This is a genomic window from Stenotrophomonas sp. 116085_Sma, from assembly GCF_056479585.1.
Window position 1 is genome coordinate 3,306,880 of record NZ_CM151057.1, and the last position, 22,274, is coordinate 3,329,153.

At 67.0% G+C, this 22,274-nt stretch carries 18 protein-coding genes; 10 read left to right on the forward strand and 8 right to left on the reverse strand.

Annotated features, from left to right (window positions below; genetic code table 11):
- Positions 1-27: 27 nt before the first annotated feature.
- Genes ACZK0Z_RS15590 through ACZK0Z_RS15600 form a run of 3 tightly spaced genes read right to left on the reverse strand, consistent with a single transcriptional unit; the run spans position 28 to position 2,932 of the window.
- Entirely contained in the window at positions 28-870 is an 843-nt protein-coding gene (locus ACZK0Z_RS15590) for an ABC transporter permease subunit (protein ID WP_049431292.1), read from the reverse strand.
- Positions 867-1,799, reverse strand: coding sequence for an ABC transporter permease subunit (locus tag ACZK0Z_RS15595; RefSeq protein WP_049431291.1), 933 nt, complete (start codon positions 1,797-1,799; stop codon positions 867-869). Before ACZK0Z_RS15595 ends, ACZK0Z_RS15590 begins: the two co-directional genes overlap by 4 nt.
- Positions 1,796-2,932, reverse strand: a complete 1,137-nt coding sequence (locus ACZK0Z_RS15600) for an ABC transporter ATP-binding protein (RefSeq protein WP_010486163.1) — start codon at positions 2,930-2,932, stop codon at positions 1,796-1,798. The genes ACZK0Z_RS15595 and ACZK0Z_RS15600 overlap by 4 nt, the downstream gene beginning before the upstream one ends.
- 272 nt (positions 2,933-3,204) lie before the next feature.
- On the opposite strand from ACZK0Z_RS15600, the gene ACZK0Z_RS15605 reads away from it, so the two are divergent.
- The gene (locus ACZK0Z_RS15605) at positions 3,205-4,605 is read left to right on the forward strand and encodes a flavin-containing monooxygenase (RefSeq protein ID WP_197620288.1); all 1,401 of its coding nucleotides are present in this window, start codon (positions 3,205-3,207) and stop codon (positions 4,603-4,605) included.
- Positions 4,606-4,643: 38 nt separating this feature from the next.
- Here ACZK0Z_RS15605 and ACZK0Z_RS15610 read toward each other — a convergent pair whose 3' ends face one another.
- The 3 genes from ACZK0Z_RS15610 to ACZK0Z_RS15620 all read right to left on the reverse strand — a co-directional run bounded on the left by ACZK0Z_RS15610 (position 4,644) and on the right by ACZK0Z_RS15620 (position 8,000).
- Positions 4,644-5,753 (reverse strand): polyamine ABC transporter substrate-binding protein, encoded by a 1,110-nt coding sequence (locus ACZK0Z_RS15610; RefSeq protein WP_106550350.1) that lies wholly within the window; start codon positions 5,751-5,753, stop codon positions 4,644-4,646.
- Positions 5,754-5,844: 91 nt separating this feature from the next.
- Entirely contained in the window at positions 5,845-7,242 is a 1,398-nt protein-coding gene (locus ACZK0Z_RS15615; RefSeq protein WP_005408818.1) for a glutamine synthetase family protein, read from the reverse strand.
- Entirely contained in the window at positions 7,239-8,000 is a 762-nt protein-coding gene (locus ACZK0Z_RS15620) for a gamma-glutamyl-gamma-aminobutyrate hydrolase family protein (protein ID WP_049431284.1), read from the reverse strand. Before ACZK0Z_RS15620 ends, ACZK0Z_RS15615 begins: the two co-directional genes overlap by 4 nt.
- A 160-nt stretch (positions 8,001-8,160) precedes the next feature.
- Here ACZK0Z_RS15620 and ACZK0Z_RS15625 point away from each other — a divergent pair, with 160 nt between their 5' ends.
- The 5 genes from ACZK0Z_RS15625 to ACZK0Z_RS15645 all read left to right on the forward strand — a co-directional run bounded on the left by ACZK0Z_RS15625 (position 8,161) and on the right by ACZK0Z_RS15645 (position 14,832).
- Positions 8,161-9,438 (forward strand): NAD(P)/FAD-dependent oxidoreductase, encoded by a 1,278-nt coding sequence (locus tag ACZK0Z_RS15625; RefSeq protein WP_197620291.1) that lies wholly within the window; start codon positions 8,161-8,163, stop codon positions 9,436-9,438.
- A gap of 50 nt (positions 9,439-9,488) precedes the next feature.
- Positions 9,489-11,093 (forward strand): MASE1 domain-containing protein, encoded by a 1,605-nt coding sequence (locus tag ACZK0Z_RS15630; protein ID WP_049431278.1) that lies wholly within the window; start codon positions 9,489-9,491, stop codon positions 11,091-11,093.
- A 198-nt stretch (positions 11,094-11,291) separates the two neighbouring features.
- Positions 11,292-12,845: an MASE1 domain-containing protein gene (locus ACZK0Z_RS15635; protein ID WP_049431275.1), complete on the forward strand. Its 1,554-nt coding sequence runs from the start codon at positions 11,292-11,294 to the stop codon at positions 12,843-12,845.
- 96 nt (positions 12,846-12,941) lie between these two features.
- Positions 12,942-14,285 (forward strand): diguanylate cyclase, encoded by a 1,344-nt coding sequence (locus ACZK0Z_RS15640; protein WP_197620292.1) that lies wholly within the window; start codon positions 12,942-12,944, stop codon positions 14,283-14,285.
- Positions 14,286-14,370: 85 nt separating this feature from the next.
- A complete protein-coding gene (locus tag ACZK0Z_RS15645) occupies positions 14,371-14,832 on the forward strand; it encodes a bacteriohemerythrin (RefSeq protein WP_004151683.1) in 462 nt (153 codons plus the stop codon).
- Here the strand turns inward: ACZK0Z_RS15645 and ACZK0Z_RS15650 are convergent.
- Complete coding sequence (locus ACZK0Z_RS15650; RefSeq protein ID WP_197620293.1) at positions 14,813-16,114, reverse strand: MFS transporter; 1,302 nt, start codon at positions 16,112-16,114, stop codon at positions 14,813-14,815. The genes ACZK0Z_RS15645 and ACZK0Z_RS15650 overlap by 20 nt on opposite strands.
- Before the next feature lie 147 nt (positions 16,115-16,261).
- On the opposite strand from ACZK0Z_RS15650, the gene ACZK0Z_RS15655 reads away from it, so the two are divergent.
- Entirely contained in the window at positions 16,262-16,786 is a 525-nt protein-coding gene (locus tag ACZK0Z_RS15655) for a hypothetical protein (protein WP_336339801.1), read from the forward strand.
- On the opposite strand, the gene ACZK0Z_RS15660 is transcribed toward ACZK0Z_RS15655, so the two are convergent.
- Positions 16,761-18,257 carry an aldehyde dehydrogenase gene (locus ACZK0Z_RS15660; protein WP_049431269.1) on the reverse strand — a complete coding sequence of 499 codons (1,497 nt, stop codon included), beginning with the start codon at positions 18,255-18,257 and terminating at the stop codon, positions 16,761-16,763. The two genes, ACZK0Z_RS15655 and ACZK0Z_RS15660, sit on opposite strands and share 26 nt — an antisense overlap.
- 103 nt (positions 18,258-18,360) lie before the next feature.
- Between ACZK0Z_RS15660 and aptA the strand changes: the two genes are divergently transcribed.
- From aptA to ACZK0Z_RS15675, 3 genes are all read left to right on the forward strand, one after another.
- Positions 18,361-19,713 (forward strand): omega-aminotransferase AptA, encoded by a 1,353-nt coding sequence (gene aptA / locus ACZK0Z_RS15665; protein ID WP_197620295.1) that lies wholly within the window; start codon positions 18,361-18,363, stop codon positions 19,711-19,713.
- 63 nt (positions 19,714-19,776) lie between these two features.
- Positions 19,777-20,655, forward strand: a complete 879-nt coding sequence (locus ACZK0Z_RS15670; RefSeq protein ID WP_197633511.1) for a ParB N-terminal domain-containing protein — start codon at positions 19,777-19,779, stop codon at positions 20,653-20,655.
- A gap of 124 nt (positions 20,656-20,779) precedes the next feature.
- Positions 20,780-22,066: a DUF445 domain-containing protein gene (locus ACZK0Z_RS15675; protein ID WP_049431259.1), complete on the forward strand. Its 1,287-nt coding sequence runs from the start codon at positions 20,780-20,782 to the stop codon at positions 22,064-22,066.
- Positions 22,067-22,274: the final 208 nt, after the last annotated feature.

Sequence of the window (22,274 nt, forward strand, 5' to 3'; positions counted from 1 at the left end):
GGCCGTGAGCCGGATGTGGCTGCGGCGTCAGCCGTTGTCCTGCCGCGCCAGCTGCAGGTCGCGCTGGCGCCGCTTCTCCGCACGCGCATTGATGTACCAGCCGATCACCGCGGCGACCGACACCGCCGACACCAGCAGCGTGGCCAACGCATTGATCTTCGGGCTGATGCCCATGCGCACCGACGCGAACACCTTCATCGGCAGCGTGGTCGAGCCCGGCGTGGCGACGAAGCTCGCCACCACCACGTCATCCAGCGACAGGGTGAAGGCCAGCAGCCAGCCCGCCACCAGCGCCGGCGCGATGATCGGCAGGGTGATGCGGCCGAACACGGTCAGCCGGCTCGCGCCCAGGTCCATCGCCGCTTCTTCCAGCGACAGGTCCATTTCCTGCAGGCGCGAGGACACCACCACCGTGACGAAGCACAGCGTGAAGGTGACGTGGGCGATCCAGATGGTGGTCAGGCCGCGTGCCGGGAAGCCGGGAATCGCGCCCATCGAGGCCAGCAGCGCCATCAGCGAGAAGCCCAGGATCACGTCCGGCATCACCAGCGGTGCGGTGACCAGCGCGCCGAACAGCGGCTTGCCGCGGAAGCGCTTGAAGCGGGTCATCACCATCGCCGCCAGCGTGCCCAGCACGGTGGCGGTGCAGGCGGTCCAGAACGCAACCACCAGGCTGGTCCACATCGCATCCATCAGCGCGCGGTCGGCGAACAGGTCGCTGTAGGCGCGGGTGGAGAATCCGGCCCAGACCATCGCCAGCCGCGAGCTGTTGAACGAATAGAACATCAACAGCAGGATCGGCAGGTACAGGAAGGCGAAGCCGAGCAGCAGCACGCCCAGCCCCAGGCCCTTGGCAGTACGCGGGCTCATGCCTGCTTCCCTTCCAGCAGGCGCTGCTGGGAACGGTTGAACAGCAGGATCGGCACCAGCAGCAACAGGATCATCGCCACCGCCATCGCCGAGGCGCCCGGCCAGTTACGGTTGTTGAAGAACTCGTTCCACAGCTGGCGGCCCACCATCAGCGTCTCCGAGCCACCCAGCATTTCCGGGATCACGAATTCACCGATCGCCGGAATCATCACCAGCATGCAACCGGCGATGATGCCCGCCTTCGACAACGGCAGGGTGATGCGCAGGAACGCCTGCCATGGCTTGGCGCCAAGGTCGTAGGCCGCTTCCAGCAGCCGGTGGTCATGCTTGACCAGGTTGGCGTACAGCGGCAGCACCATGAACGGCAGGTAGCAGTAGACGATGCCGATGTAGGCGGCGGTCGGCGTATCGATCAGCTGCAGCTTGGGCAGGCCCAGGCTGGTCATCAGCGATTGCAGGCCGGTGAACTGCAGGAACTGGTCGAGCAGGCCATTGCGGTCCAGGATCGCCTTCCACGCATACACGCGGATCAGGAACGAGGTCCACGACGGCAGCACCACCAGCATCATCGCCACATTGCGTGCTGCCGGTGACAGGCGGGCGATGGCATAGGCCATCGGGTAGCCGATCAGCAGGGTCAGGAAGGTGGAGATCGCCGCGATCTTGATCGAGCTGAGGAACGCCTGCGCATAGATCGAATCGCGGAACAGCGCCAGGTAGTTTTCCAGGTTCAGCTTCAGCGAGAAACCGCCATCCACGTACTGCAGCAGCCAGGTGTACGGCGGCGAGCCGACCCGGCTGAGCGAGAAGCTGATCATCAGCACGATCAGGAACGGCACTGCGAAGAACAGCAGCAGCCACAGGTACGGAATGCCGATCACCGTGGCACGCAGCCCCGGCAGCCAGCGCTTCAGGCCGGCGGTGCTCATGAGGTCAGCACCACGCCGTCGTTGTCGCGCCAGTGCACCCACACGCTGTCGCCCCAGGTCAGGCCATCGCTGGCCCAGCGCTGCGAATTGGCGAAGTTGGCCAGTACCTTGGCGCCGCTGGGCAGGCGCACGTGGTAGACCGAGTGGCTGCCGAAGTAGGCGATGTCCTCGATCACGCCCTGCGCCTTGTTGGTGTGCCCTTCCGGCTCGTCCTTGCCGATCATCACCTTCTCCGGGCGCAGCGCGAACGCGACCGGCTGCCCTTCATAGCCCGTGATGCCATGGGCGATGTAGATCGGCGCCGGGAACAGCGGCGAACGCACGGTCACATACTCGGGCAGGTCCTCGTCGATCACCCCGTCGAACAGGTTGACCGAGCCGATGAACTCGGCGACGAAGCGGTTGGCCGGCTGCTCGTAGACCTCGTCGGGCTTGCCGACCTGCTGGATCCAGCCGGCATCCATCACCGCGATGCGGGTAGCCATGGTCATCGCTTCTTCCTGGTCGTGGGTGACCATCACGCAGGTCACGCCCGACGATTCGATGATGCTGACCAGTTCCAGCTGCATCTGCGAGCGCAGCTTCTTGTCCAGCGCGCCCATCGGCTCGTCCAGCAGCAGCAGCTTCGGCCCCTTGGCCAGCGACCGCGCCAGCGCCACGCGCTGCTGCTGGCCACCGGACAGCTGGTGCGGCTTGCGCTTGCCCAGATGGCCCATCTGCACCAGGTCCAGCATTTCGCCGACGCGCTTGCTGATCGCGTCCTTGCCCAGGCCGTCCTGCTTCAGGCCGAAGGCGATGTTCTGCTCGACCGTCATGTGCGGGAACAGGGCGTAGGACTGGAACATCATGTTGACCGGCCGCTGGTACGGCGGCAGCGCGTCCAGGCGCTGGCCATCGAGGGTGATGCTGCCCTTGGTGGGCGTCTCGAAGCCGCCGAGGCAGCGCAGCAGGGTCGATTTGCCACTGCCGGAGCCACCGAGCAGGGCAAAGATCTCGCCCTTGCGCACGTCCAGATTGACGTCGTCGACGGCGACGAAACCGTCGAATTCCTTGCGCAAATCACGAATGGAGAGATAGCCGGGCGCACCGGTCGTGTCGACGACGGCGGCTACCGGCTGGGCTTCAACGGGCATGGGGGCTCCGGGAGCGGGCGGTGGACAGCGGCCGCCATTCTAACGGCCGGGGGCCGAAGGGGATATGACGGCGACGGGCGGAAGCCGCCAGCGGCCCGCTCCCGGGCCGCAGGGGGTGTCGGTTTTACCCCGCCATCAGGGCCCGTCCGCGCAAAAGGCCGGGGCTGCCCGATCGCGCCTGCGGCGTCCCGGCCAGACACCACGGGCAACGACCCGATCTGCAACGTTTTTCGGAGCGGGATCTGTTGAAGGCCCGGGGCATCCCCCGCGCAATGGCCCGGATCAAGGCCTTGCATGGACCCATCCCGTTGATTCCCCCCGTCAGCCCCTCCGCTCTCCCTTCCCGTCCGTCGTCATCCGTGCCCGCAGGGCTGCCGCTGGCCATCATCGGCGCCGGCCAGGCCGGGTTGTCCCTCAGCGCACTCCTGCAGGAGGCCGGCGTCGAGCATCGCGTGCTGGAGGCCGAAACCGTGGGCGCCAGCTGGCAGCGGCGCTGGGATTCGTTCCAGACCAACACCGCCAACGCGACCATGGCCCTGCACGGTCATGCCTATGCGGGCGATGACCCGGAAGGCTTCATGGGCGCCCCGGAGGTGATCCGCCGGCTCCGCGACTATGCCGACGAGCGCGTGTTGCCGATCAGCGAAGGGTGCGCGGTACATCGGGTCGCGCCCGAGTGCGGCGGCTATGCCATCGACAGCAGCCAGGGGCTGATCCATGCCCGCGCGGTGGTGGTCGCGACCGGTGAGTACCGCCGTGCGCGGATGCCCCGGGTCCCCTTCGCGCCCGCGCCCGGCCTTGCCGTGCTGCACTCGGGCGACTACCGTGGTGCCCGCCAGCTGCCCGATGGCACCGTGCTGGTCATCGGAGGTGGGCAGTCCGGCGCGCAGATCGCCCAGGACCTGCACGACAGCGGTCGCAGCGTGTACTGGTCACTGGCCCAGCGTCATTCGCATACCCGCCGGCTGCGCGGCAAGGACTCGATGACCTGGTGGGACATGGCCGGGCGCATCCACCAGCATGTGAGTGAAGCGGCGGGCGTGCTGGCCGGGGAACCGGATGCGCTGCGCAAGGCGCGTACCGCGGAGTTCCCGCTCATTTCCGGCAAGGGAAGCGGCGGCCTGGGCAGCTCGATCAGCCTGCTGGCGATGCACCGCGCGGGCATCAGGCTGCTGGGCCGGTTGCAGGGCTTCGATGGAAGCATCGCCCGCTTCGCCGATGTCCGCCCGCAGCTGCGTACCGCGATCGAGGCGACGCGGGCCGAATACGCCTATCTCGATTCGCTGGCCAGCGCGTACTACGCCACGCATCCCGAGCCACGCACCGACGATGCCCGCTACATTCCGGAGGAGGTCTATCTGCACTGGGAACCGGACACATCCCCGCGCGAACTGGACCTGCAGGCCGCGGGTATCCGCTCGGTGGTGCTGGCCACCGGCTTCGTCGCCGAATGGCCCTGGCTCGACGTGCCGGGCGCGCTGGATGCACATGGCTACCCCCTCGGCGAGTTCGGTGTTTCACCGCAACCGGGGCTGTTCTTCATTGGCATGCACAACCTGCAGCGGATGAGTTCGTCGTTCCTGTGCAACGGCGGTCGCGATGCACGCGACCTGCTGCCTGCCATCCTGCAGCACCTTGGCCGGAGCGACAGGGTCGACTCCGACGCAGGGTAAGGCAGCCGCCGGGCATGGCCCGGCGCTACCCGCGCCGCTTACCGGCCGGTCTTCACCTCGGTCCACAGCCGGGTATAGAGCTTGTCGGTCTCCGGCGTGTTGATCGAGTACGTGAACATCTTCTCGGCCACATCGGCCGGCGGGTAGATGGTCGGGTCGGTACGGATCGCCTCGTCCACCAGCGGGGTCGCGGTCGGCACCGGGTTGGCGTAATGGATGAAGTTGGTGTTGGCCGCGGCAACCTTCGGCTGCAGCAGGTAGTTGATGAACGCGTACGCGGCTTCCGGATGCTTGGCGTCCTTCGGGATCGCCAGCATGTCGAACCACTGCGGGGCGCCTTCCTTCGGGATCGAATAGGCCACATGCACGCCATTGCTGGCTTCCTCGGCGCGGTCGCGGGCCTGGATGATGTCACCCGACCAGCCGACCACCAGACAGGTGCCACCGTTGGCCAGCGAACCCACGTACTGCGAGGAGTGGAAGTTCTGCACGTACGGGCGGATCGACTTCAGCAGGTCGGCCGCCTTCTGCAGCTCGGCCGGGTCGCCGCTGTGCGGGTCCAGGCCCAGGTAGTGCAGCGCGATCGGGATCATGTCCGCCGGCGTGTCCAGGATGGTCACGCCGCAGTCCTTCATCTTGCTGATGTTCTCCGGCTTGAACACCAGGTCCCAGCTGTTGGCGATGTCGGTACTGCCACCGAAACGCTGCTTCAGCATCTCCACGTTGTAGCCGATGCCGGTGGTACCGATCATGTACGGCACGCCGTACTGGTTGCCCGGGTCCTGGGTGGCGATGCGCTTCATCACCGCCGGATCGAGGTTGGCCAGGTTCGGGATCCTGCTCTTGTCCAGCGGCAGGAACACGCCGGCCTGGATCTGGCGCCCGAAGAAGTTCAGGGTCGGCACCACCACGTCGTAGCCGCTGTTGCCGGCCAGCAGCTTGGTCTCGACCATCTCGTCGCTGTCGAACACATCGTAGGTCACCTTGATGCCGCTCTCCTTCTCGAAGGTCGGGATGGTGTCCTCGGCGATGTAATCGCTGTAGTTGTAGACGTTCAGGACCTGGCTGTCCTGCGCGCCGCCGTTGCCACCGCCACAGGCGGCAAGCATGGCGGAGGCCAGGCCGAGCGTGAGGATACGCAGCTTCATCGGGTGCTCCAGAATGCGGGAAGGGGGGCCGGCGGGGCCGGCGACGGGTGCCAGCCTACCCCCCGGCGGCGGATTTTTCTATTCCAGATGCTCAGACGTTCAGCAGCAGGAACTCGCGCTCCCACGAGCTGATGACACGGAAAAAGGTCTCGTATTCCTTGCGCTTCACCGAGATGTAGGCCCGGCAGAAGCGCTCGCCCAGCAGGGCCTGCAGCTCGCTGCACTGCTCCAGCCCATCCAGCGCTTCGCCCAGCGAGCGCGGCAGGTTGTAGCCCAGTTCCTTGGCACTGCCGGTCACCGGCGCGTCCGGTGCCAGCCGCTCGCGGATGCCAAGCAGGCCGCAGGCCAGGGTCGCGGCCATCGCCAGGTAGGGGTTGGCGTCGGAGCCGGCGAAACGGCTCTCCACGCGCATGTTTTCCGGCGTGTCCAGCGGCACGCGCAGGCCGCAGGTGCGGTTGTCGAAGCCCCAGTGCACGTTGCTCGGCGAGACTTCGCCGAACACCAGCCGGCGGTAGGAATTGACGTTCGGCGCGAAGAACGCCATCGCCTGCGGCGCGTACTTCTGCAGGCCGCCCAGATAGTGGCCGAACACCGGGCTGAACTCGCCTTCAGCATCGGTATCACCGGCGAACACATTGCTGCCGTCGCTCACCCGCACCAGGCTCTGGTGGATGTGCATGGCACTGCCCGGCTCGTTCTCCATCGGCTTGGCCAGGAACGTGGCATACACGCCGTGGCGCATCGCCGCCTCGCGCATGGTGCGCTTGAACAGGAACACCTGGTCGGCCAGGTCCATCGCATCGGCGTGGGTGAAATTGACCTCCAGCTGCGCCGCGCCGGACTCATGGATCAACGTGTCCACGTCCAGCTTCATCGCATCGGCGTAGTCGTACATCAGGTCGAGGATCGGGTCGAATTCGTTGACCGCGTCAATCGAGTACGACTGCCGCGCCGTCTCCGGGCGCCCGGAGCGGCCGGCCGGTGGCAGCAGCGGGAAGTCCGGGTCGGTGTTCTTCTGCACCAGGAAGAACTCCAGCTCCGGCGCCACCACCGGGCGTAGGCCCAGCTCGGCGTAGGCTGCCAGCACGCGGCGCAGCACATTGCGCGGTGCCAGTTCGTGCGGCTCACCGTTCTTGGTGTAGCAATCGTGGATGACCTGCGCGGTGGCATCGGCCGCCCACGGCACCATGCGCACCGTGTCAGGATCGGGGCGCAGCATCATGTCCGAGTCCGACGGCGAGGTCAGCTCGTAGTAGTCATCAGGGAACTCGCCGGTGACGGTGGTGGCGAAGATGCCTTCGGGCAGCCGCGTACCGTAGTCGTGCGAGAACTTGTCGGCGGGAATGATCTTGCCGCGCGCGTTGCCGGTGATGTCCGGCACCAGGCATTCGACCTCGGTGATGCGCCGCTCCTTCAACCAGCGCAGCAGGCTGCTTTCCTGCGGTGCGGGGGGCGTAGCCGTCTTGCGCGGGCGCGTTCGGGAACTCATCGGGAATCCAGTCGGTTCTGTTGGTGCTGCCGGCAAGCTTGGCCGAACGCACGGAAAATAACGTGATAGAACGGCGAATCCATGACACGCCACTCCGGGTGCCACTGTACGCCGAGCACGAAACGATGGCGTGTGCTGCGCGCCGCCTCGACCAGTCCATCATCGGCCACGGCCTCGACCTGCAGCCCGTGCGCCAGTCGATCGATACCCTGCCCGTGAACGGAATTGACCTGTGCGCGGTCGCCACCCTGCCACTGCGCCAGCCAACCATCAACCGCCAGGGCGACCGCATGGACCGGCCCATACTGCACCTCAACCGGCGCCTGCGGGTCTTCACGATGATCCGACAGACCCGGTACCGCGTGCACCTGCGGATGCAGCGTGCCACCCAGCGCAACGTTCAACTCCTGGAAGCCGCGGCAGATCGCCAGCACCGGCAGGTCCAACGCCAGCGCCTCGTGCAGCAGTGCGAAGGCGCTGGCATCGCGGGCCGGATCATGCGGGTTCCCCGGCCAACTGCGGCCGCCTTCGTAGTGTTGTGGTTCGATGTTGCTGACCGCACCGGTCAGCAGCAGGCCATCGAGGCCGTGCAGCCAGTCGGCGGGCGGCAGCGGTGGCTGCAGGCTGGGCAGTATCACCGGGGTAACGTCGGCCGCCTCAACCAACGCACGCACGTACTTCTCGCCGGCCACCGCGAAACGATGATGGCCGAGCACGGTGCTGTCGGTGGGCAGCCCCACCCAGGGCAGGCGACGCATGGAAAACTCCTTGGCGTGCCGACACGTTACCCGCCTGTCCGCAATGGCGGCAAGTCATCGCCGTCACGCCACGGCCGTCGCGCATCGGTGAAACTACGCGGGTGAACGCTGATCGACCTGCCCCGCTCCGTCCTGCCGCCCTGCGCCCGCGAGGCCAGCAGTGAGCGCCGCCTTCCCGCCCAGCTGGTACGCAGCCAGCCTGCCCGAGCCGCCCGCACTGCCTCCGTTGCAGGGTGACGTACATGCCGATGTCGCGGTGCTAGGCGCCGGCTATACCGGCCTCACTGCTGCGCTGGAACTGGCCGCGCGCGGCCAGCGCGTGGTGCTGCTGGAGGCGCAGCGGATCGGCTGGGGCGCCTCCGGCCGCAATGGCGGCCAGGCACTGGTCGGCTACGGCTGCGAGGTGGACGAGCTGGAGCGGCAGCTGGGTCGCGACGATGCACGCCACCTGTTCGACTGGTCGCGCGACGCGGTGCAGGCGATGCGCACCCGCATCGATCGCCACCGCATCGACTGCCATTGGGTTGAAGGCCACGCCAGCGTCGCCATCCGTGAACGCCACGAGCGCGACCTGCAGGCCAACTGCGAGCACCTGCAACGGCATTACGACTACCCCATGCAGTGGTGGAGCCGTGACGCCCTGCGCGCGCAGCTGGACAGCCCGCGCTATCGAGCCGCGATGTTCGACCCGCTCAGCGCGCACCTGCACCCGCTGGCGTACGCGCGCGGCCTGGCCGCTGCAGCGCGTGCGGCGGGGGTGGTCATCCACGAGGATTCGCCCGTGGTGCGCATCCAGCGCGGAGCGCAGCCGACCCTGCACACTGCACAGGGCCGCGTGCGCGCCGCACACCTGGTGGTGGCCGGCAACGCCTGGCTGCAGGGCCTGCTGCCCGAGCTGGAGCGGCGGATCATGCCGGTGGGCACCTACATCGGTGCCAGTGAGCCACTGGGTGCCGAACGTGCACGCGCCCTGATCGGCAACAACATGGCCGTGGCCGACACCGCCTGGGCACTGGATTACTTCCGCCTCAGCCACGACCACCGCCTGCTCTTCGGCGGCCGCGCCAGCTACTCGGCACTGCCCCCGCCCGGCCTGCGCGGGGTGATGCAGCGACGCATGCACGATGTCTTCCCGCAGCTGGCCGACGTGGTACTGGACCAGGTCTGGGGTGGCTACGTGGACATCACCCGCAACCGCGCACCCCACTGGGGCCGGCTGGACGGCAATCTGTATTTCGCGCAGGGGTTTTCGGGGCATGGCGTCGCCGCCGCCGGGTTGGCCGGCGAGGTGATCGCCGCCGCCATCGCCGGCCAGAGCGAGCGCCTGGACGTATTCCAGCGCCTGCGCCATGCGCCCTTCCCCGGCGGCCGGCTGCTGCGCACGCCGCTGCTGGTGGCGGCGATGTCGTGGTACAAGCTGCGGGATGCGTTGTGGTAGCGGGACCCTTCCCAGCCACATAATCGGCGCAGGCGCTGGGGAGCACGTGGATGCAGTGGTGGAAGGACGGCCTGCAGGTGAAGATACGCGTCAGCCCCGAGGGGCTGGTGCTGGCGCTGCTCTATGCCTTGGCCTGCTGGGGCGCGCGCAAGCTGTCTTTGGACCAGTTCTTCCTGCCTGCCGGCGTGCGGGTGGCCGCGCTGTTGCTGTGCCCACCCCGTCTTTGGCCCTACCTGCTGATGGGTGAATACGCCTACTTCGCGCATCTGCGCATCCCGCTGATCAGCAAATACAACCTGACCTGGGTGATCCTGGCCTCGGTATTCCTGATGCCTGCCGTGATGCTGATCGTGCGCCTGCACCGGAGACTGCTGGCACGTACCACGATCGTCGGCGTGATCTCCATCGCGGCATGCGCCGCGACGGTCATCAGCCTGCTCAACCTGGGAATCTCGTACCTGCTCTGGGCCCCGTTGCATGAAGAGACATTTCTCACCAATGTGTTGCGCTATGCGCTGGGCGACTTCACCGGCATCCTGATCCTCGCGCCTCTGGCATTGCTGTGGATACGCCGCGCCGAGGAAAAATGGACAACCCGGTCTGTTGCGGCCACGGTCGCAGCACTCGCCGCCATGCTGGTCATCGGCCTGCAGGCGACGCCGGTACCTGCCTCGATCACGGCCCCCGGTTCGCTGCAGTTGTTGTTGATCCTGCCTATTCCCGCAATCGCCCTGACCTGCCTGCTGGGATGGCGCGGTGCGGCCATCGGTGTCGCCGCCGTGAACATGATCCTTGGCCTGAGCACTCCCTCCGACCATCCGACGGCATTCGATCAGGCGACCTTCGCGACCCAGCAGGCCATGGCCATCGCCAGCATCGCCCTGCTCCTGCTGGGCGCTCGCATCACCCACTTCCAGAACCAGCACCGGTTGCGCGAGGAAGATGGCAGAGCGGCCCTGCAGCTTGCGCGGAATTCACATCTGGCCAGCGAGATGGACCTGCGCGAACGGGCGGCGCACCTGCGCCAGCTGGGCGATGGCATGGACCTGTCTCTGAACGAGATGGTGAACTGGCTCCATGCTCAGGGTCATCACGCGGTGGCTGACAGCCTGCGGCATACCTCGGAGGTGCATTCACGCCTGTTCCGGGCCCAGGCCAGCATGATCTATCCCGCCGCTCTGGAGCGACTGGGCTTGTATGTGGCGTTGCAAGCCGGTGGGGTGCGTGAGGCTTGGAATGCCACGCATCGAATCGGACAACCCAGGTTGACGGGGGACCCCTGCGCGCTCGGGGTCGGCCTGCAGCTTGCTGCCTACCGGCTCGTGGTTGACGCGGTATCGCTTCTATTGAAATGCGAGCCTGGGCAGATCTCGGTCAGTATCCGCTGCGGACGTTCCATCCGGAAGCGTGGTGCCTTCATCTGCGTGGCTCTTCTGGACCGCCGCGAATCACTGGGAAGCCGTGCAAAGGAACTGGCAAACGAGCAGCTGCTGGGCCGGGTCCTAGCACATGCGGGCCACATGGACTTGAGTGGCAACAGGCTCAGGATGGTATTGACCGAAGCACGGGAAGCTCCCCGCCAGGCAGGCGCTGCTGAAGCCGTGTGGGAAAGCACACGCTCCATCGACCGTGGCCCCCCCCGGACCGCGATCTGACTTTCCCAATGAAAGGAGATGCAGATCATTACTCGAAAGTGATCGTTGGTCGGCGCCGAACCTACCCCGTCAGGACCTGGCGCCGGCGTGCAATTGCGTGCCCATGCTCCTGTCGATACTGTCATCCAATGGCGCGTCCTGAGGCGTTCAAGCAACCCGCACCGCCGCTGCCATGTCACGAGCAAGGGAGGCTCGGGTTTGGACCGATTCAAAAAGGCCGTTGAACTGAGCTTCCGTATCCGGCCAGCCGGGATCGCCCTCGCGGCCGTCTATGCGCTGAGCTGCCTCGGTTCGCGTCAGTTCTCGCTGGATCAGTTCTTCCTGCCGGCGGGCATCCGTGCAGCGGCACTGCTGATCGTACCGACCCGCCTGTGGCCCTACCTGCTGCTGGGCGAGTACGCGTACTTCGCAACGCTGCGCATCCCCATGATCGACACCTATGGCCTGGACTGGGTCATCCTGGCTTCGACACTGCTGATGCCGATGGCGATGCTGGTGGTCTACCTGCATCGGATGAGAATGCCGTCCGAAGCAGCTACCGGTCTCTGGCTGCTGTCACTGTCCTTCTGCACGGCACTGTTCGTTCCGGGTCTCAACCTGGGCATTTCATATGTCCTATGGTCGAACCCACCACCCAGCAATCTGCTGGACGCGGTCGACCGGACGATCTTTGGCCACTTCGCCGCCATCATCACCCTGGTGCCGTTGGCATTCCTCTGGTCGCGACGGCAGGCCGACCCCGGTTGGAGCGACCGTTTCGTCGCCCCTACCGCCTCGGCGATCCTGGTGATGCTGGTGTTGGGCCTGAGCATGCAATTGACAAGCGCCGGCGCCCACACGACGCGGACACACATGGTGCTGCTGGCCGCCCTGCCTGCCATCGCCCTGACCTTCATGCATGGGTGGCGCGGCGCGGCCATCGCGATTCCGTTGTTGAACCTCCCCCTGCACGGTGCAACGCCCAGCACCGGCCTGCCCTCCTCATTCGACCTGGGCACGTTCGCCACCCAACAGAACATGGCGGTGATGAGTGTCGCACTGCTGGCACTGGGTTCCAGCATCAGCTACCACCATCAGCGCGCCCGGTCCCGCGGCCTGGCCGAGGCAACCACACTGCGCCTGGCACGCGGCTCGCATCAGACCAGCGAGCGTGAGCTGCGTGAACGGGCCGTCCACCTGAAACACCTGGGCGAGGGCATGGACAGTTCGCTCAGCGAGATGGTCAGCTGGCTGAAGTCCCAAGGCCACCATGCGGTCGCAAACAGCCTGCAGCACGCGTCGTCGGTGCATTCACGCCTGTTCCGTGAACAGGCCAGCCTGGTCTATCCCACTGGACTGGAACAGGTCGGGCTCTACATCGCGCTGCAAGCCGGCGGTGCATGCGAAATCTGGAACAACACGCATCGCGTCATTCCGCCCAGGCTGGCGGGCAATCCCTGCCTGCTGACCGTGGATCTGCAACTGGCCATCTATCGCTCGCTGATCGAGGCGGTTTCACTTCTGCTGGAGCTGGAGACCGGCCAGGTATGCGTGCGTGCCCGGAGCGGTCGGGCAGGCAAACGTCGCGGCATTGTTGCTGTGGTGAGCCTGCTCGACCGTGGCTGCACGCTGTCCACGCGAACCACCCACCAGGCCATCGAGCGCCTGGCCGGGCGGATGCTTGCCTACGGCGGAGCAGTCCACTGTCGGGGCAATCGGCTGCGACTGGTCCTGCATGAACCAATCACCCACGCGTCGCCCGCGGCGGCCTGACACGCAATCCCGCCCGGCGCGCAGCGTTCGCAGCTAAAGTTGCAGCCGAAACCGCCGTTATCCGTGCCGAGCCCCTCCCTCGTGAGCCACCGCATCATGCCCGTCCTGCCGCAGGCCGCCGTCGATGGCGACCTGGCCGATCCGCTGCCGCAGCGGATCCTGCTGGTCGAAAACTCCCGTGCTTTCACCGGCATGCTGCGCGAGGCCATCGAGCAGCGCCTGGAGCTGCCGGTGGTGATCGCCTCCACCCTGGCCGAGGCCGACCGCCTGCTGAACGAAGGTGGCGGCTGGTTCCTGGTACTGACCGGGCTGGTGCTGGCCGATGGCGACCGCGACGCGGTGGTCGAGTTCTTCCTCAAGCGCAACCTGCCCACCGTGGTGGTCAGCGGCGTCTACGACGAGGACCTGCGCAAGCGCGTGCTGCAGCAGCAGATCATCGACTATGTGCTGAAGAACACGCCCGGCAGCCTCGATTACCTGGTGTGGCTGGTACAGCGGCTGGAACGCAACCGCCGCATCGCCGCGCTGGTGGTGGACGACTCACCGTCCGCGCGCGGTTATGCCGCAGCCTTGCTGCGCATGTATGGGCATGAGGTGCATGAGGCGGCCGATGGCAATGAGGGCCTGGCTGCAATCGAGGCGCATCCGGCGATCCGCCTCGCCGTGGTCGACCAGGAAATGCCGGGCATGCAGGGCGTGGAGTTCACCCGCCGCCTGCGCACCCTGCGCTCCCGCGACAAGGTGGCGGTGATCGGCATCTCCGGCAATACCGATGCGTCGTTGATCCCGCGCTTCCTGAAGAACGGCGCCAACGATTTCCTGCGCAAGCCGTTCTCGCGCGAGGAATTCTTCTGCCGGGTCTCGCAGAATGTGGACCAACTGGAGCTGATCGGCACCCTGCAGGACCTGGCCACCCGCGACTTCCTCACCGGGCTGCCCAACCGGCGCTGCTTCCTCGAGCAGAGCCAACGCCAGCTGCCGCAACTGCAGCTGCACGGGCAGTGCGTGGCGGTGGCGATGATCGACATCGACCACTTCAAGCACATCAACGACACCCATGGCCACGAAGCCGGCGACGATGCGTTGCGCGCTGTGGCCAGCGCGGTGGCCGCGCACGCGCGCAGCCATGACCTGATCGCACGCTTCGGTGGCGAGGAGTTCTGCCTTCTGGTACCGGACATGGAGCAGGACGAGGCACTGCTGTACTTCGAGGAACTGCGCCAGCGCATCGCCGCGCTGGAGGTCGACATCGGCACTGCCACCCTGCGCATGACCGTCAGCATCGGCCTGTGCTGCCTGCGCCCGCAGCGCGATGCACTGCACCGGCTGATCTCCGAAGCCGACCGCCAGCTGTACCTGGCCAAGGCCGGTGGCCGCAACCGGGTCAGCTGCACCACGGTGGCCAGCCCGCTGCGCCCACGCGAGCCGGCGCTGCCCTGACCGGCACGCTTTGATCCAGATCAACGCCGCCCGCGCAGGGCGGCTCTACAGTCGGCCCCGACATACGCATGAAGGGGAGCCGGGGATGGCACTACTGGTCTGGCAGGACGATCTGAACATCGGCATCGATGTGATCGACCAACAACACCGCCGCATCATCGAAATGCTCAACCACCTGCACGTGGCCCAGGCCAGCATGCAGCGTGCCGCGGTGGGTGAAGTGATCGACGAAGTGGTGGACTACACCATGTCGCACTTCGCGTTCGAGGAAGAGCTGATGGAAGAAGCGGGCTACCCGTTCTGTGCCGCGCACAAGCGCGTGCATGAGGTCTTCATCAAGCGGGTATCGGAGTACCGCATGCGCTTCCAGGCCGGCGAGGACATCAGCGACGAACTGCGCACCATGCTCTCGCGCTGGCTGTTCAACCACATCCGTGGTGATGACCAGGCCTATGCCGAACAGGTCAAGGCGCACCTGAACCAGTTCGCCCGCGAACACCAGGGCGGTGGCTGGCTGGGTCGCACGCTCAAGCGCTTCTTTGGTTGAGCCGCAGCGCGCGCCGGTGCAGTGCCACGAGCGCGCACAGGGTGGCAACCGCGGTCAGGCACAGGTAGTAACCCACCGCGACCAGGCCGAAGCGCTCGGCCAGCCAGGTCGCCAGATACGGGGCCGGTGCCGCACCGAGGATGCCGGCCAGGTTGAATGACAGCGAAGCGCCGGTGTAGCGGACCTCCACCGGGTAGATCTCGGCCAGGAAGGTGCCGCAGGGGCCATAGGTCAGGCCCATCAGGAACAGGCCCAGGCACAGGAAGGCGGTGACCAGCCATGGGCTGTGCGGCTGGAACAACGGCGCGAACAGTACGCCGAAGCCGATGATCAGCACGCTGGCGACGATCATGGTGCGACGCGTGCCCCAGCGGTCGCCATAGCGCGCCGACAGCGGGATGCCCAGTGCGAAGAACAGCATGCCGACCATCTGCATCAGCAGGAACTGCTCGCGGCTATAGCCCAGCACCGCAGTGCCGTGGCCCAGGCTGAACACGGTCATCAGGTAGAACAGCACGAAGGTGGCGAAGGCGCCCAGGGTGCCCAGCAGCATCGGCACCGGGTGGTCACGCAGCACCGTCCACATCGGCAGCCGCACCGGCGCCTTGCGCTCCAGCGCCTTCTTGAAATCGGGCGTCTCGTGGATGTTCAGGCGCACCCACAGGCCGAGGCCGACCAGCAACGCGCTGGCCACGAACGGGATACGCCAGCCCCACTGCAGGAAGTCGTCCTGGCTCAGGCAGCGGCCCAGCACCAGGAAGATGCCGGCCGACAGCAGGAAACCGATGGGCGCGCCCAGCTGCGGGAACATGCCGTACCAGGCGCGCTTGCCCGGTGGCGCATTCTCGGTGGCCAGCAGCACCGCCCCACCCCATTCGCCGCCCAGCCCCAGCCCTTGGCCGAAGCGGCACAGCGCCAGCAGCGCCGGTGCCAACAGCCCGATCTGCGCATGGGTCGGCAGCAGGCCGATCAGCACCGTGGACAGGCCCATGGTCAGCAACGCGGCGACCAGGGTGGCCTTGCGGCCGATGCGGTCGCCGAAATGACCAAACACCGCCGAGCCGACCGGCCGGGCGATGAACGCCACCGCGAAGGTCGCCAGTGACTGCAGCAGGGCCGCCTGCTCGCTGCTGTCCGGGAAGAACAGGTGCGGGAACACCAGCACGGCGGCCGTGGCGTAGATGTAGAAATCGAAGAATTCGATGGTGGTGCCGATCAGGCTGGCCAGCAGGACACGACGGGGGGAATTCACGGGCGGCGCGGCAGCAGCGATCGTCGACATCGGCAGTACGGATAACGGTAGATCGGCCGATTCTGCCACGGGGCGGTGGTCGCACGGGGCGATGGTTTCAGCCGACACCGATGCCAACGAATTTTTTCCTGCCACCCGCTAGGCTGCACCACCGGTCCCTGCATGGATGCCTTGCCGATGGCTGCAGTTGCGTTGTCGTGGTCCGATTCCCCGAAGCTGCCGCGGATGGCGGCGTGGCTGGTGGTACTGCTGGTGCATGGCGGGCTCTCTCTGTGGCTGCTGGACAGCGGCCGGATCGAACTGCGCAGCGACGACGGCCCACGGATCTTGCTGCGTTGGCTGCCACCGGAACTGCCGACGCCGGTAGCCAAGCAGCCCACCTTGCCCTCCGCACAGATGACGCGTCCGGCCGCATCGGTGATGCCCCGCCCTGCCCCGGTTGCGCAGGCAGACAGCGCCCAGCCTGCCGCGGAGGACGCGGCTGCGGTAGCACCACTAATCCTGAGTCTTCCTACGGGCAGCATCGACGGTGGTGACGGCATCAGCGCCGCAGTGGAGCCGAGCCGTGCTCGGCTGCATCTCGCGAAGAGCAGTCGAGCATGGCTCGACTCTACAAAGAGCAAACAGCAGCCGAGCGTGGGCTCGGCTCGACGAAAAGCGCTCGGCGGGCGCGTCGTTACAACTGGATCCAGGTGGCCTTGATCTCGCTGTACTTGTCGAACGCGTGCAGCGATTTGTCACGGCCATTGCCGGACTGCTTGTAGCCACCAAACGGGGCGGTCATGTCACCACCATCCCAGCCGTTCACCCAGACGCTGCCGGCGCGCAGCTGGCGTGCGACACGATGGGCGCGGCCCAGGTCACGCGTCCACAGGCCCGCCGCCAATCCATAGCGGCTGTCATTGGCCACGCGCACCGCTTCGGCCTCGTCGTCGAAACCAAGCACGGCCAGCACTGGCCCGAACACTTCCTCGCGTGCCAACGCGTGGTCCGGACGCACCTGGTCGAATACTGTGGGCTGCACATAGCAGCCGCCGGCTTCCACCTCGGCCCGATGGCCGCCCAGCAGCAGACGAGCGCCCTCGCCTTCGGCACGGGCGATATCGGCCAGCACCTTCTCCACGTGCGCGGCGTCGACCAGCGCGCCCATCGGTGCATCAGCCTCCAGTGGATGGCGGGGCTGCATGTGCTGGCCATAGGCAATCACCTGGTGCACGAAGTCCTCACGGATCGAGCGCTGCACCAGCAGGCGCGAGCCGGCGGTGCAGACTTCGCCCTGGTTGAAGAAGATGGCCTGCGCCACGGCCTTGGCCGCTGCGTCCAGGTCCGGGGCGTCGGCGAACACCAGGTGTGGGCTCTTGCCACCGCATTCCAGCCAGACCCGCTTGAGGTTGGACCGTCCCGCATACTCCAGCAGCTTCGCGCCGGTGGCGGTGGAACCGGTGAAGGCCAGCACGTCCACGTCCATATGCAGTGCCAAGGGCTCGCCCACGCGCGCACCATGGCCGGGCAGCACGTTCAGCACCCCCTCCGGCAGGCCCGCCTCGGCCGCCAGCGCCGCCAGCCGCAACGCCGATAGTGGCGAACGCTCGGACGGCTTGAGCACCACCGAATTGCCCATCGCCAGTGCCGGCGCGATCTTCCAGCAGGCCATCAGCAACGGGAAATTCCATGGCACGACCGCCGCCGCCACGCCGGCAGGCTCGCGCGTGACCAGGCCCAGTTCATGCGGTCCGGTGGGTGCGATTTCGCCATACAGCTTGTCCACCGCCTCGGCGGTCCAGGTCAGGCAGCGCACCACGCCGGGCAGGTCGATACGGCGTGCATCACGCACCGGCTTGCCCATGTCCAGGGTTTCCAGCAAGGCAAGCTCGTCGGCGTGTTTTTCCACCAGCTCCGCCAGGGCCAACAGCACGCGCTTGCGATGGACCGGGCTGGCCTGCGACCAGTGGCCCGCATCGAAGACACGCCGCGCCGCCCGCACTGCGCGCTCTACGTCCTCTGCGTCGCAGTCGGCAACCGCCGCCAGCACGCGGCCATCAATCGGGCTGATGCAGTCGAAGCGCGCACCGTGGGCAGCATCGACGTAGCGGCCATCAATGAATGCCTGGGTCGGCATCGAAAGCTGCTGGGCCAGTGCCTGCCAGTGGCTGCGGTCGGGAAAGTCGGCCATGCCGGGCTCCTCGGAACAGTTTCCCCGGTTATACCGGCGTGGCCGCGACTCCGCCGTGACGTGGCTGCGCTACATTCTCCCCATCGGACCCGATGGAGCTGGCATGAAGCGTTCCGCGAGCGACCTGCACGATCTGGCGACCCAACGCCCGGAGTCATTGGAGGCGTACTGGATGCCGTTCACCGCCAACCGCCAGTACAAGGCAGCGCCACGTGTGCTGGTGCGTGCCGAGGGCATGCACTACGAGGATGTCGACGGCCGCCAGATCCTCGATGGCACGGCCGGCCTCTGGTGCTGCAACGCGGGCCATGCACGGCCGCGCATCGTCGAGGCCATCGTCGAGCAGGCGCACACACTCGACTACTCGCCCGCCTTCCAGATGGGCTCGCCGCCGGCATTCGCGCTGGCGCAGCGGCTGGCCGCATTGGCACCAACGCCCCTGAACCATGTGTTCTTCACCAGCTCCGGCTCGGAGGCGGTGGATACCGCGATGAAGATCGTGCTGGCCTACCACCGCCAGCGCGGCGAGGGCCAGCGCACGCGCTTCATCAGCCGCGAGAAGGCCTACCACGGCGTCGGCTTCGGTGGCATGGCACTGGGCGGCCTGCCCAACAATCGCAGGGCGTTCGGCCTGCAGCTGGGCGGCGTGGACTACCTGCGCCATACCCTGGACCTGCAGCGCAATGCGTTCAGCAAAGGCCTGCCGCGCCAGGGCGCTGAACTGGCCGACGACCTGGAGCGGCTGATCGCGCTGCATGACGCCTCGACCATCGCGGCGGTCTTCGTCGAGCCCATCGCTGGGTCCGCCGGGGTGATCCTGCCGGCGCCGGGCTACCTGCAGCGCCTGCGCGAGCTGTGCGATCACCACGGCATCCTGCTGGTGTTCGATGAGGTCATCACCGGCTTCGGCAGGGTCGGCATGCCCTTCGCCGCACAGCGCTTCGGGGTCACCCCGGACCTGCTGACCTTTGCCAAGGCCGTCAGCAACGGCGCGGTGCCGCTGGGCGGCGTCCTGGCCAGCGACGCCGTGCATGCCACGCTGATGCAGGCACCACCGCAGGCCATCGAGCTGTTCCACGGCTATACCTATTCTGGTCACCCGCTGGCCTGTGCGGCCGCACTGGCTACTCTGGAGGTGTACGCCGAGGAACGCCTGTTCGAGCGCGCCATCGAACTGGGCGAATACTGGCAGGAACGGCTGCACGCGCTGCAGGGCCTGCCCAACGTGATCGACATCCGCAACTTCGGGTTGGTCGGGGCGGTCGAGTTGGCGCCACGCCGGGACATGCCCGGCAGCCGCGGCTACGAGGTGTTCCGGCGCTGCTTCCACGACGGCCGGCTGCTGGTGCGCTGCACCGGTGACATCATCGCGCTGTCACCGCCGCTGATCGTGGACAAGGCGCAGATCGACCAGATCACCGGCACGCTGGGCGAGATGATCCGGGCCACGGCCTGAGCCCGGGCCCGCGGCGGCGAGCGGGTACAATGGGCGGTTCCGCTCCTGCTCGTTGCCGTGCCCATGGATATCGTCGTCAAAGAAGAACTCAAGGCCTATATCGACCCGCTGACCGCGGACGAACATGACGCGCTGGAGCGCAGCATCCTGGCCGAAGGCTGCCGCGACGCACTGGTACTGTGGGGTGACGTGCTGGTCGATGGCCATAACCGTTTCGGCATCTGCCAGAAGCACGGCCTGCCGTTCAACACGGTGCAGAACACCCGCTTCCAGAGCATGGAAGACGTGCACCTGTGGATGATCGAGCAGCACCTGGGCCGGCGCAGCGTGTCCGATTTCCAGCGCGGCGTGCTGGCGCTGCGCAAGCGCGACATCCTGGCTGCCCGCAAGCAGGTCGAGCAGGCCCAGCTGCAGCGCGAAAGCGATGGCACCGCCGACGTCACCGACGGGGGCGGCGAAGACAACCCGCCGTGGGAACCGGCACCGAAGATCAGCCGCGCCGAGCTGGCCCGCGAAGCCAAGCTGAGCACCAGCCAGGTCGGCATGATCGAACGCATCCACGCCCAGGCCGCGGCCGAGGTGGTGGAGGCGGTGAAGGCTGGCGTGATCTCGATCAGCGCCGCCGCGGCCGTGGCCGACCTGCCCGAAGAAGAACAGCGCGCCGCCGCCGCCGGTGGCAAGGACGAGCTGAAGCAGGCCGCCAAGCGCGTGCGCGAGTCCAAGCGCAAGCCGCGCGCGCCGAAGCCTGAACCGGCCGAGATGGATTTCGAGGAGGCGGATGAGGACGAGATCGCCAGCCGCGATGCCGAAGTGCTGTCCGCACTGGAACAGCTGGGCGAGGACGCACCGGCATTGCGTCGACGCGTGGTCGCGCTGACCCGCGAGAACGACACCCTGCGCGCGCAGCTGGCCGCGCTGCGCAAGCAGCTGGAAGCGCTGTAGGCGCTCTCGACGCGCTTCTGTAGAGCCGAGCCCATGCTCGGCTGCTTTGCGCGTGGCAATGAGCAGCCGAGCATGGGCTCGGCTCTACAGACAGGCGTCACCGGGCTGCGGTTAGACTTCCGGCATGATGCCTGCCCACGATCCGCGCCGCGCACAACTGCGGCGCCTGAAAGCCCTCGCGCTCGGCCTGCTGCTGTTGATGCTGGCCGGATTCGCGGTCAGCCACTGGCAGGGCGAGCGCGGTATCTGGGCCTGGGTCTCGGCGTTCTGCGAGGCGGCCGCAGTCGGTGCACTGGCCGACTGGTTCGCGGTCGTCGCCCTGTTCCGGCGGCCGATGGGCCTGCCGATTCCGCACACTGCCATCATCCCGCGCAGCAAGGAGCGCATCGGCGACAGCCTGGCGCTGTTCGTGCGCGACCAGTTCCTGGAGCCAGGTGTGCTGCTGGCCAAGCTGCAGGTATTCGACCCGGCCAGCCGCCTCGGCAGCTGGCTGGCCGACCCGGCACGCTCGCGCATGCTGGCCGACATGGCCCGCGGCTGGGCCCTGCAGGCGCTGGACTTCTTCGACGAAACCGCAGTACGCCGGCAGCTGCATGCCTTCGTGGTGCAGCAGCTGCGGCAGTGGAATGCCGCCGCCACCGCGGGTGAACTGCTGGCCCTGCTGACCGCCGATGGGCGCCACCAGCGCGTGCTGGACGAGGGCCTGCAGCGGCTGGGGCGCTGGCTGGAACAACCGGAGGTGAAGGAACGCGCCTCGCAGTTGATCGTGCGCTATATCCAGCGCGAATGGCCGACGTTGTCGAGCACGGTGAACTGGGTCAAGCCGATCGACGAGATCGGCGACAGCCTGGCCGAGCGCCTGGCGCGGGCGGTGCTGGAAGAACTGCAGCAGGTGCTGGCCGAGCCGCAGCATCCGCTGCGCCAGGACTACGAGACCTGGCTGCAGAATTACGTGCAGCGCCTGCGCGAGGACCCGGCCCTGGCGGAGCGCATCGAGCAGCTCAAGCAGGAAATGATCGACCACCCCGCCCTGCAGGACTACGTGCAAGGGCTGTGGACGCGCATCCACGCCAGCCTGCGCGCCGATCTGCAACGCGAAGACTCGGCGCTGGTCGGCCACCTGCAGCGCAGCCTCGCGTCGCTGGGCGCCAGCCTGCAGGCTGACCCGGCCCTGCGCGAGGCCCTCAACCAGCACCTGCTGGAAGGTGCGCAGCGCCTGACCGGCCGCCTGCGCGAGGGCGTGACCACGCATATCGCGCAGACCGTGAAAGGCTGGGACGAGCGGCACCTGGTCGAACAGCTGGAACTGAGCGTGGGCCGTGACCTGCAATTCATCCGCTTCAACGGCACCCTGGTCGGCGGTCTGATCGGCCTGCTGCTGCACGCTGCGACGGTCCTTTTCCGCTTCTGAAGCCTCCCTGCACGGGAGCGGGCGCCGTCACGCTTGATTAACGAAATGCGAATGCCTATCATTTTCTAATCGGTTGTACGCTTAGCCAAACAGGCGCGGAAGACGCGCCCATCGCCCGTGTACATCCCCGACCTCTGAGCTGCCCGTCTGCGCGGGCGGTGCTTCGTCGATGGGACACGCTGGGCGACATGCGCAGGGCGCAAGGGGG

Excerpts from the sequence above, each read along its gene's own strand:
- ACZK0Z_RS15590 (WP_049431292.1), bottom strand. The coding sequence starts at position 870 with ATGAGCCCGCGTACTGCCAAGGGCCTGGGGCTGGGCGTGCTGCTGCTC.
- ACZK0Z_RS15675 (WP_049431259.1), top strand. The coding sequence starts at position 20,780 with ATGATGCCTGCCCACGATCCGCGCCGCGCACAACTGCGGCGCCTGAAA.
- ACZK0Z_RS15595 (WP_049431291.1), bottom strand. The coding sequence starts at position 1,799 with ATGAGCACCGCCGGCCTGAAGCGCTGGCTGCCGGGGCTGCGTGCCACG.
- ACZK0Z_RS15655 (WP_336339801.1), top strand. The coding sequence starts at position 16,262 with ATGGCTGCAGTTGCGTTGTCGTGGTCCGATTCCCCGAAGCTGCCGCGG.
- ACZK0Z_RS15615 (WP_005408818.1), bottom strand. The coding sequence starts at position 7,242 with ATGAGTTCCCGAACGCGCCCGCGCAAGACGGCTACGCCCCCCGCACCG.
- ACZK0Z_RS15620 (WP_049431284.1), bottom strand. The coding sequence starts at position 8,000 with ATGCGTCGCCTGCCCTGGGTGGGGCTGCCCACCGACAGCACCGTGCTC.
- ACZK0Z_RS15660 (WP_049431269.1), bottom strand. The coding sequence starts at position 18,257 with ATGGCCGACTTTCCCGACCGCAGCCACTGGCAGGCACTGGCCCAGCAG.
- ACZK0Z_RS15600 (WP_010486163.1), bottom strand. The coding sequence starts at position 2,932 with ATGCCCGTTGAAGCCCAGCCGGTAGCCGCCGTCGTCGACACGACCGGT.
- ACZK0Z_RS15650 (WP_197620293.1), bottom strand. The coding sequence starts at position 16,114 with ATGTCGACGATCGCTGCTGCCGCGCCGCCCGTGAATTCCCCCCGTCGT.
- ACZK0Z_RS15645 (WP_004151683.1), top strand. The coding sequence starts at position 14,371 with ATGGCACTACTGGTCTGGCAGGACGATCTGAACATCGGCATCGATGTG.
- ACZK0Z_RS15630 (WP_049431278.1), top strand. The coding sequence starts at position 9,489 with ATGCAGTGGTGGAAGGACGGCCTGCAGGTGAAGATACGCGTCAGCCCC.
- ACZK0Z_RS15610 (WP_106550350.1), bottom strand. The coding sequence starts at position 5,753 with ATGAAGCTGCGTATCCTCACGCTCGGCCTGGCCTCCGCCATGCTTGCC.
- ACZK0Z_RS15640 (WP_197620292.1), top strand. The coding sequence starts at position 12,942 with ATGCCCGTCCTGCCGCAGGCCGCCGTCGATGGCGACCTGGCCGATCCG.
- ACZK0Z_RS15605 (WP_197620288.1), top strand. The coding sequence starts at position 3,205 with ATGGCCCGGATCAAGGCCTTGCATGGACCCATCCCGTTGATTCCCCCC.
- aptA (WP_197620295.1), top strand. The coding sequence starts at position 18,361 with ATGAAGCGTTCCGCGAGCGACCTGCACGATCTGGCGACCCAACGCCCG.
- ACZK0Z_RS15670 (WP_197633511.1), top strand. The coding sequence starts at position 19,777 with ATGGATATCGTCGTCAAAGAAGAACTCAAGGCCTATATCGACCCGCTG.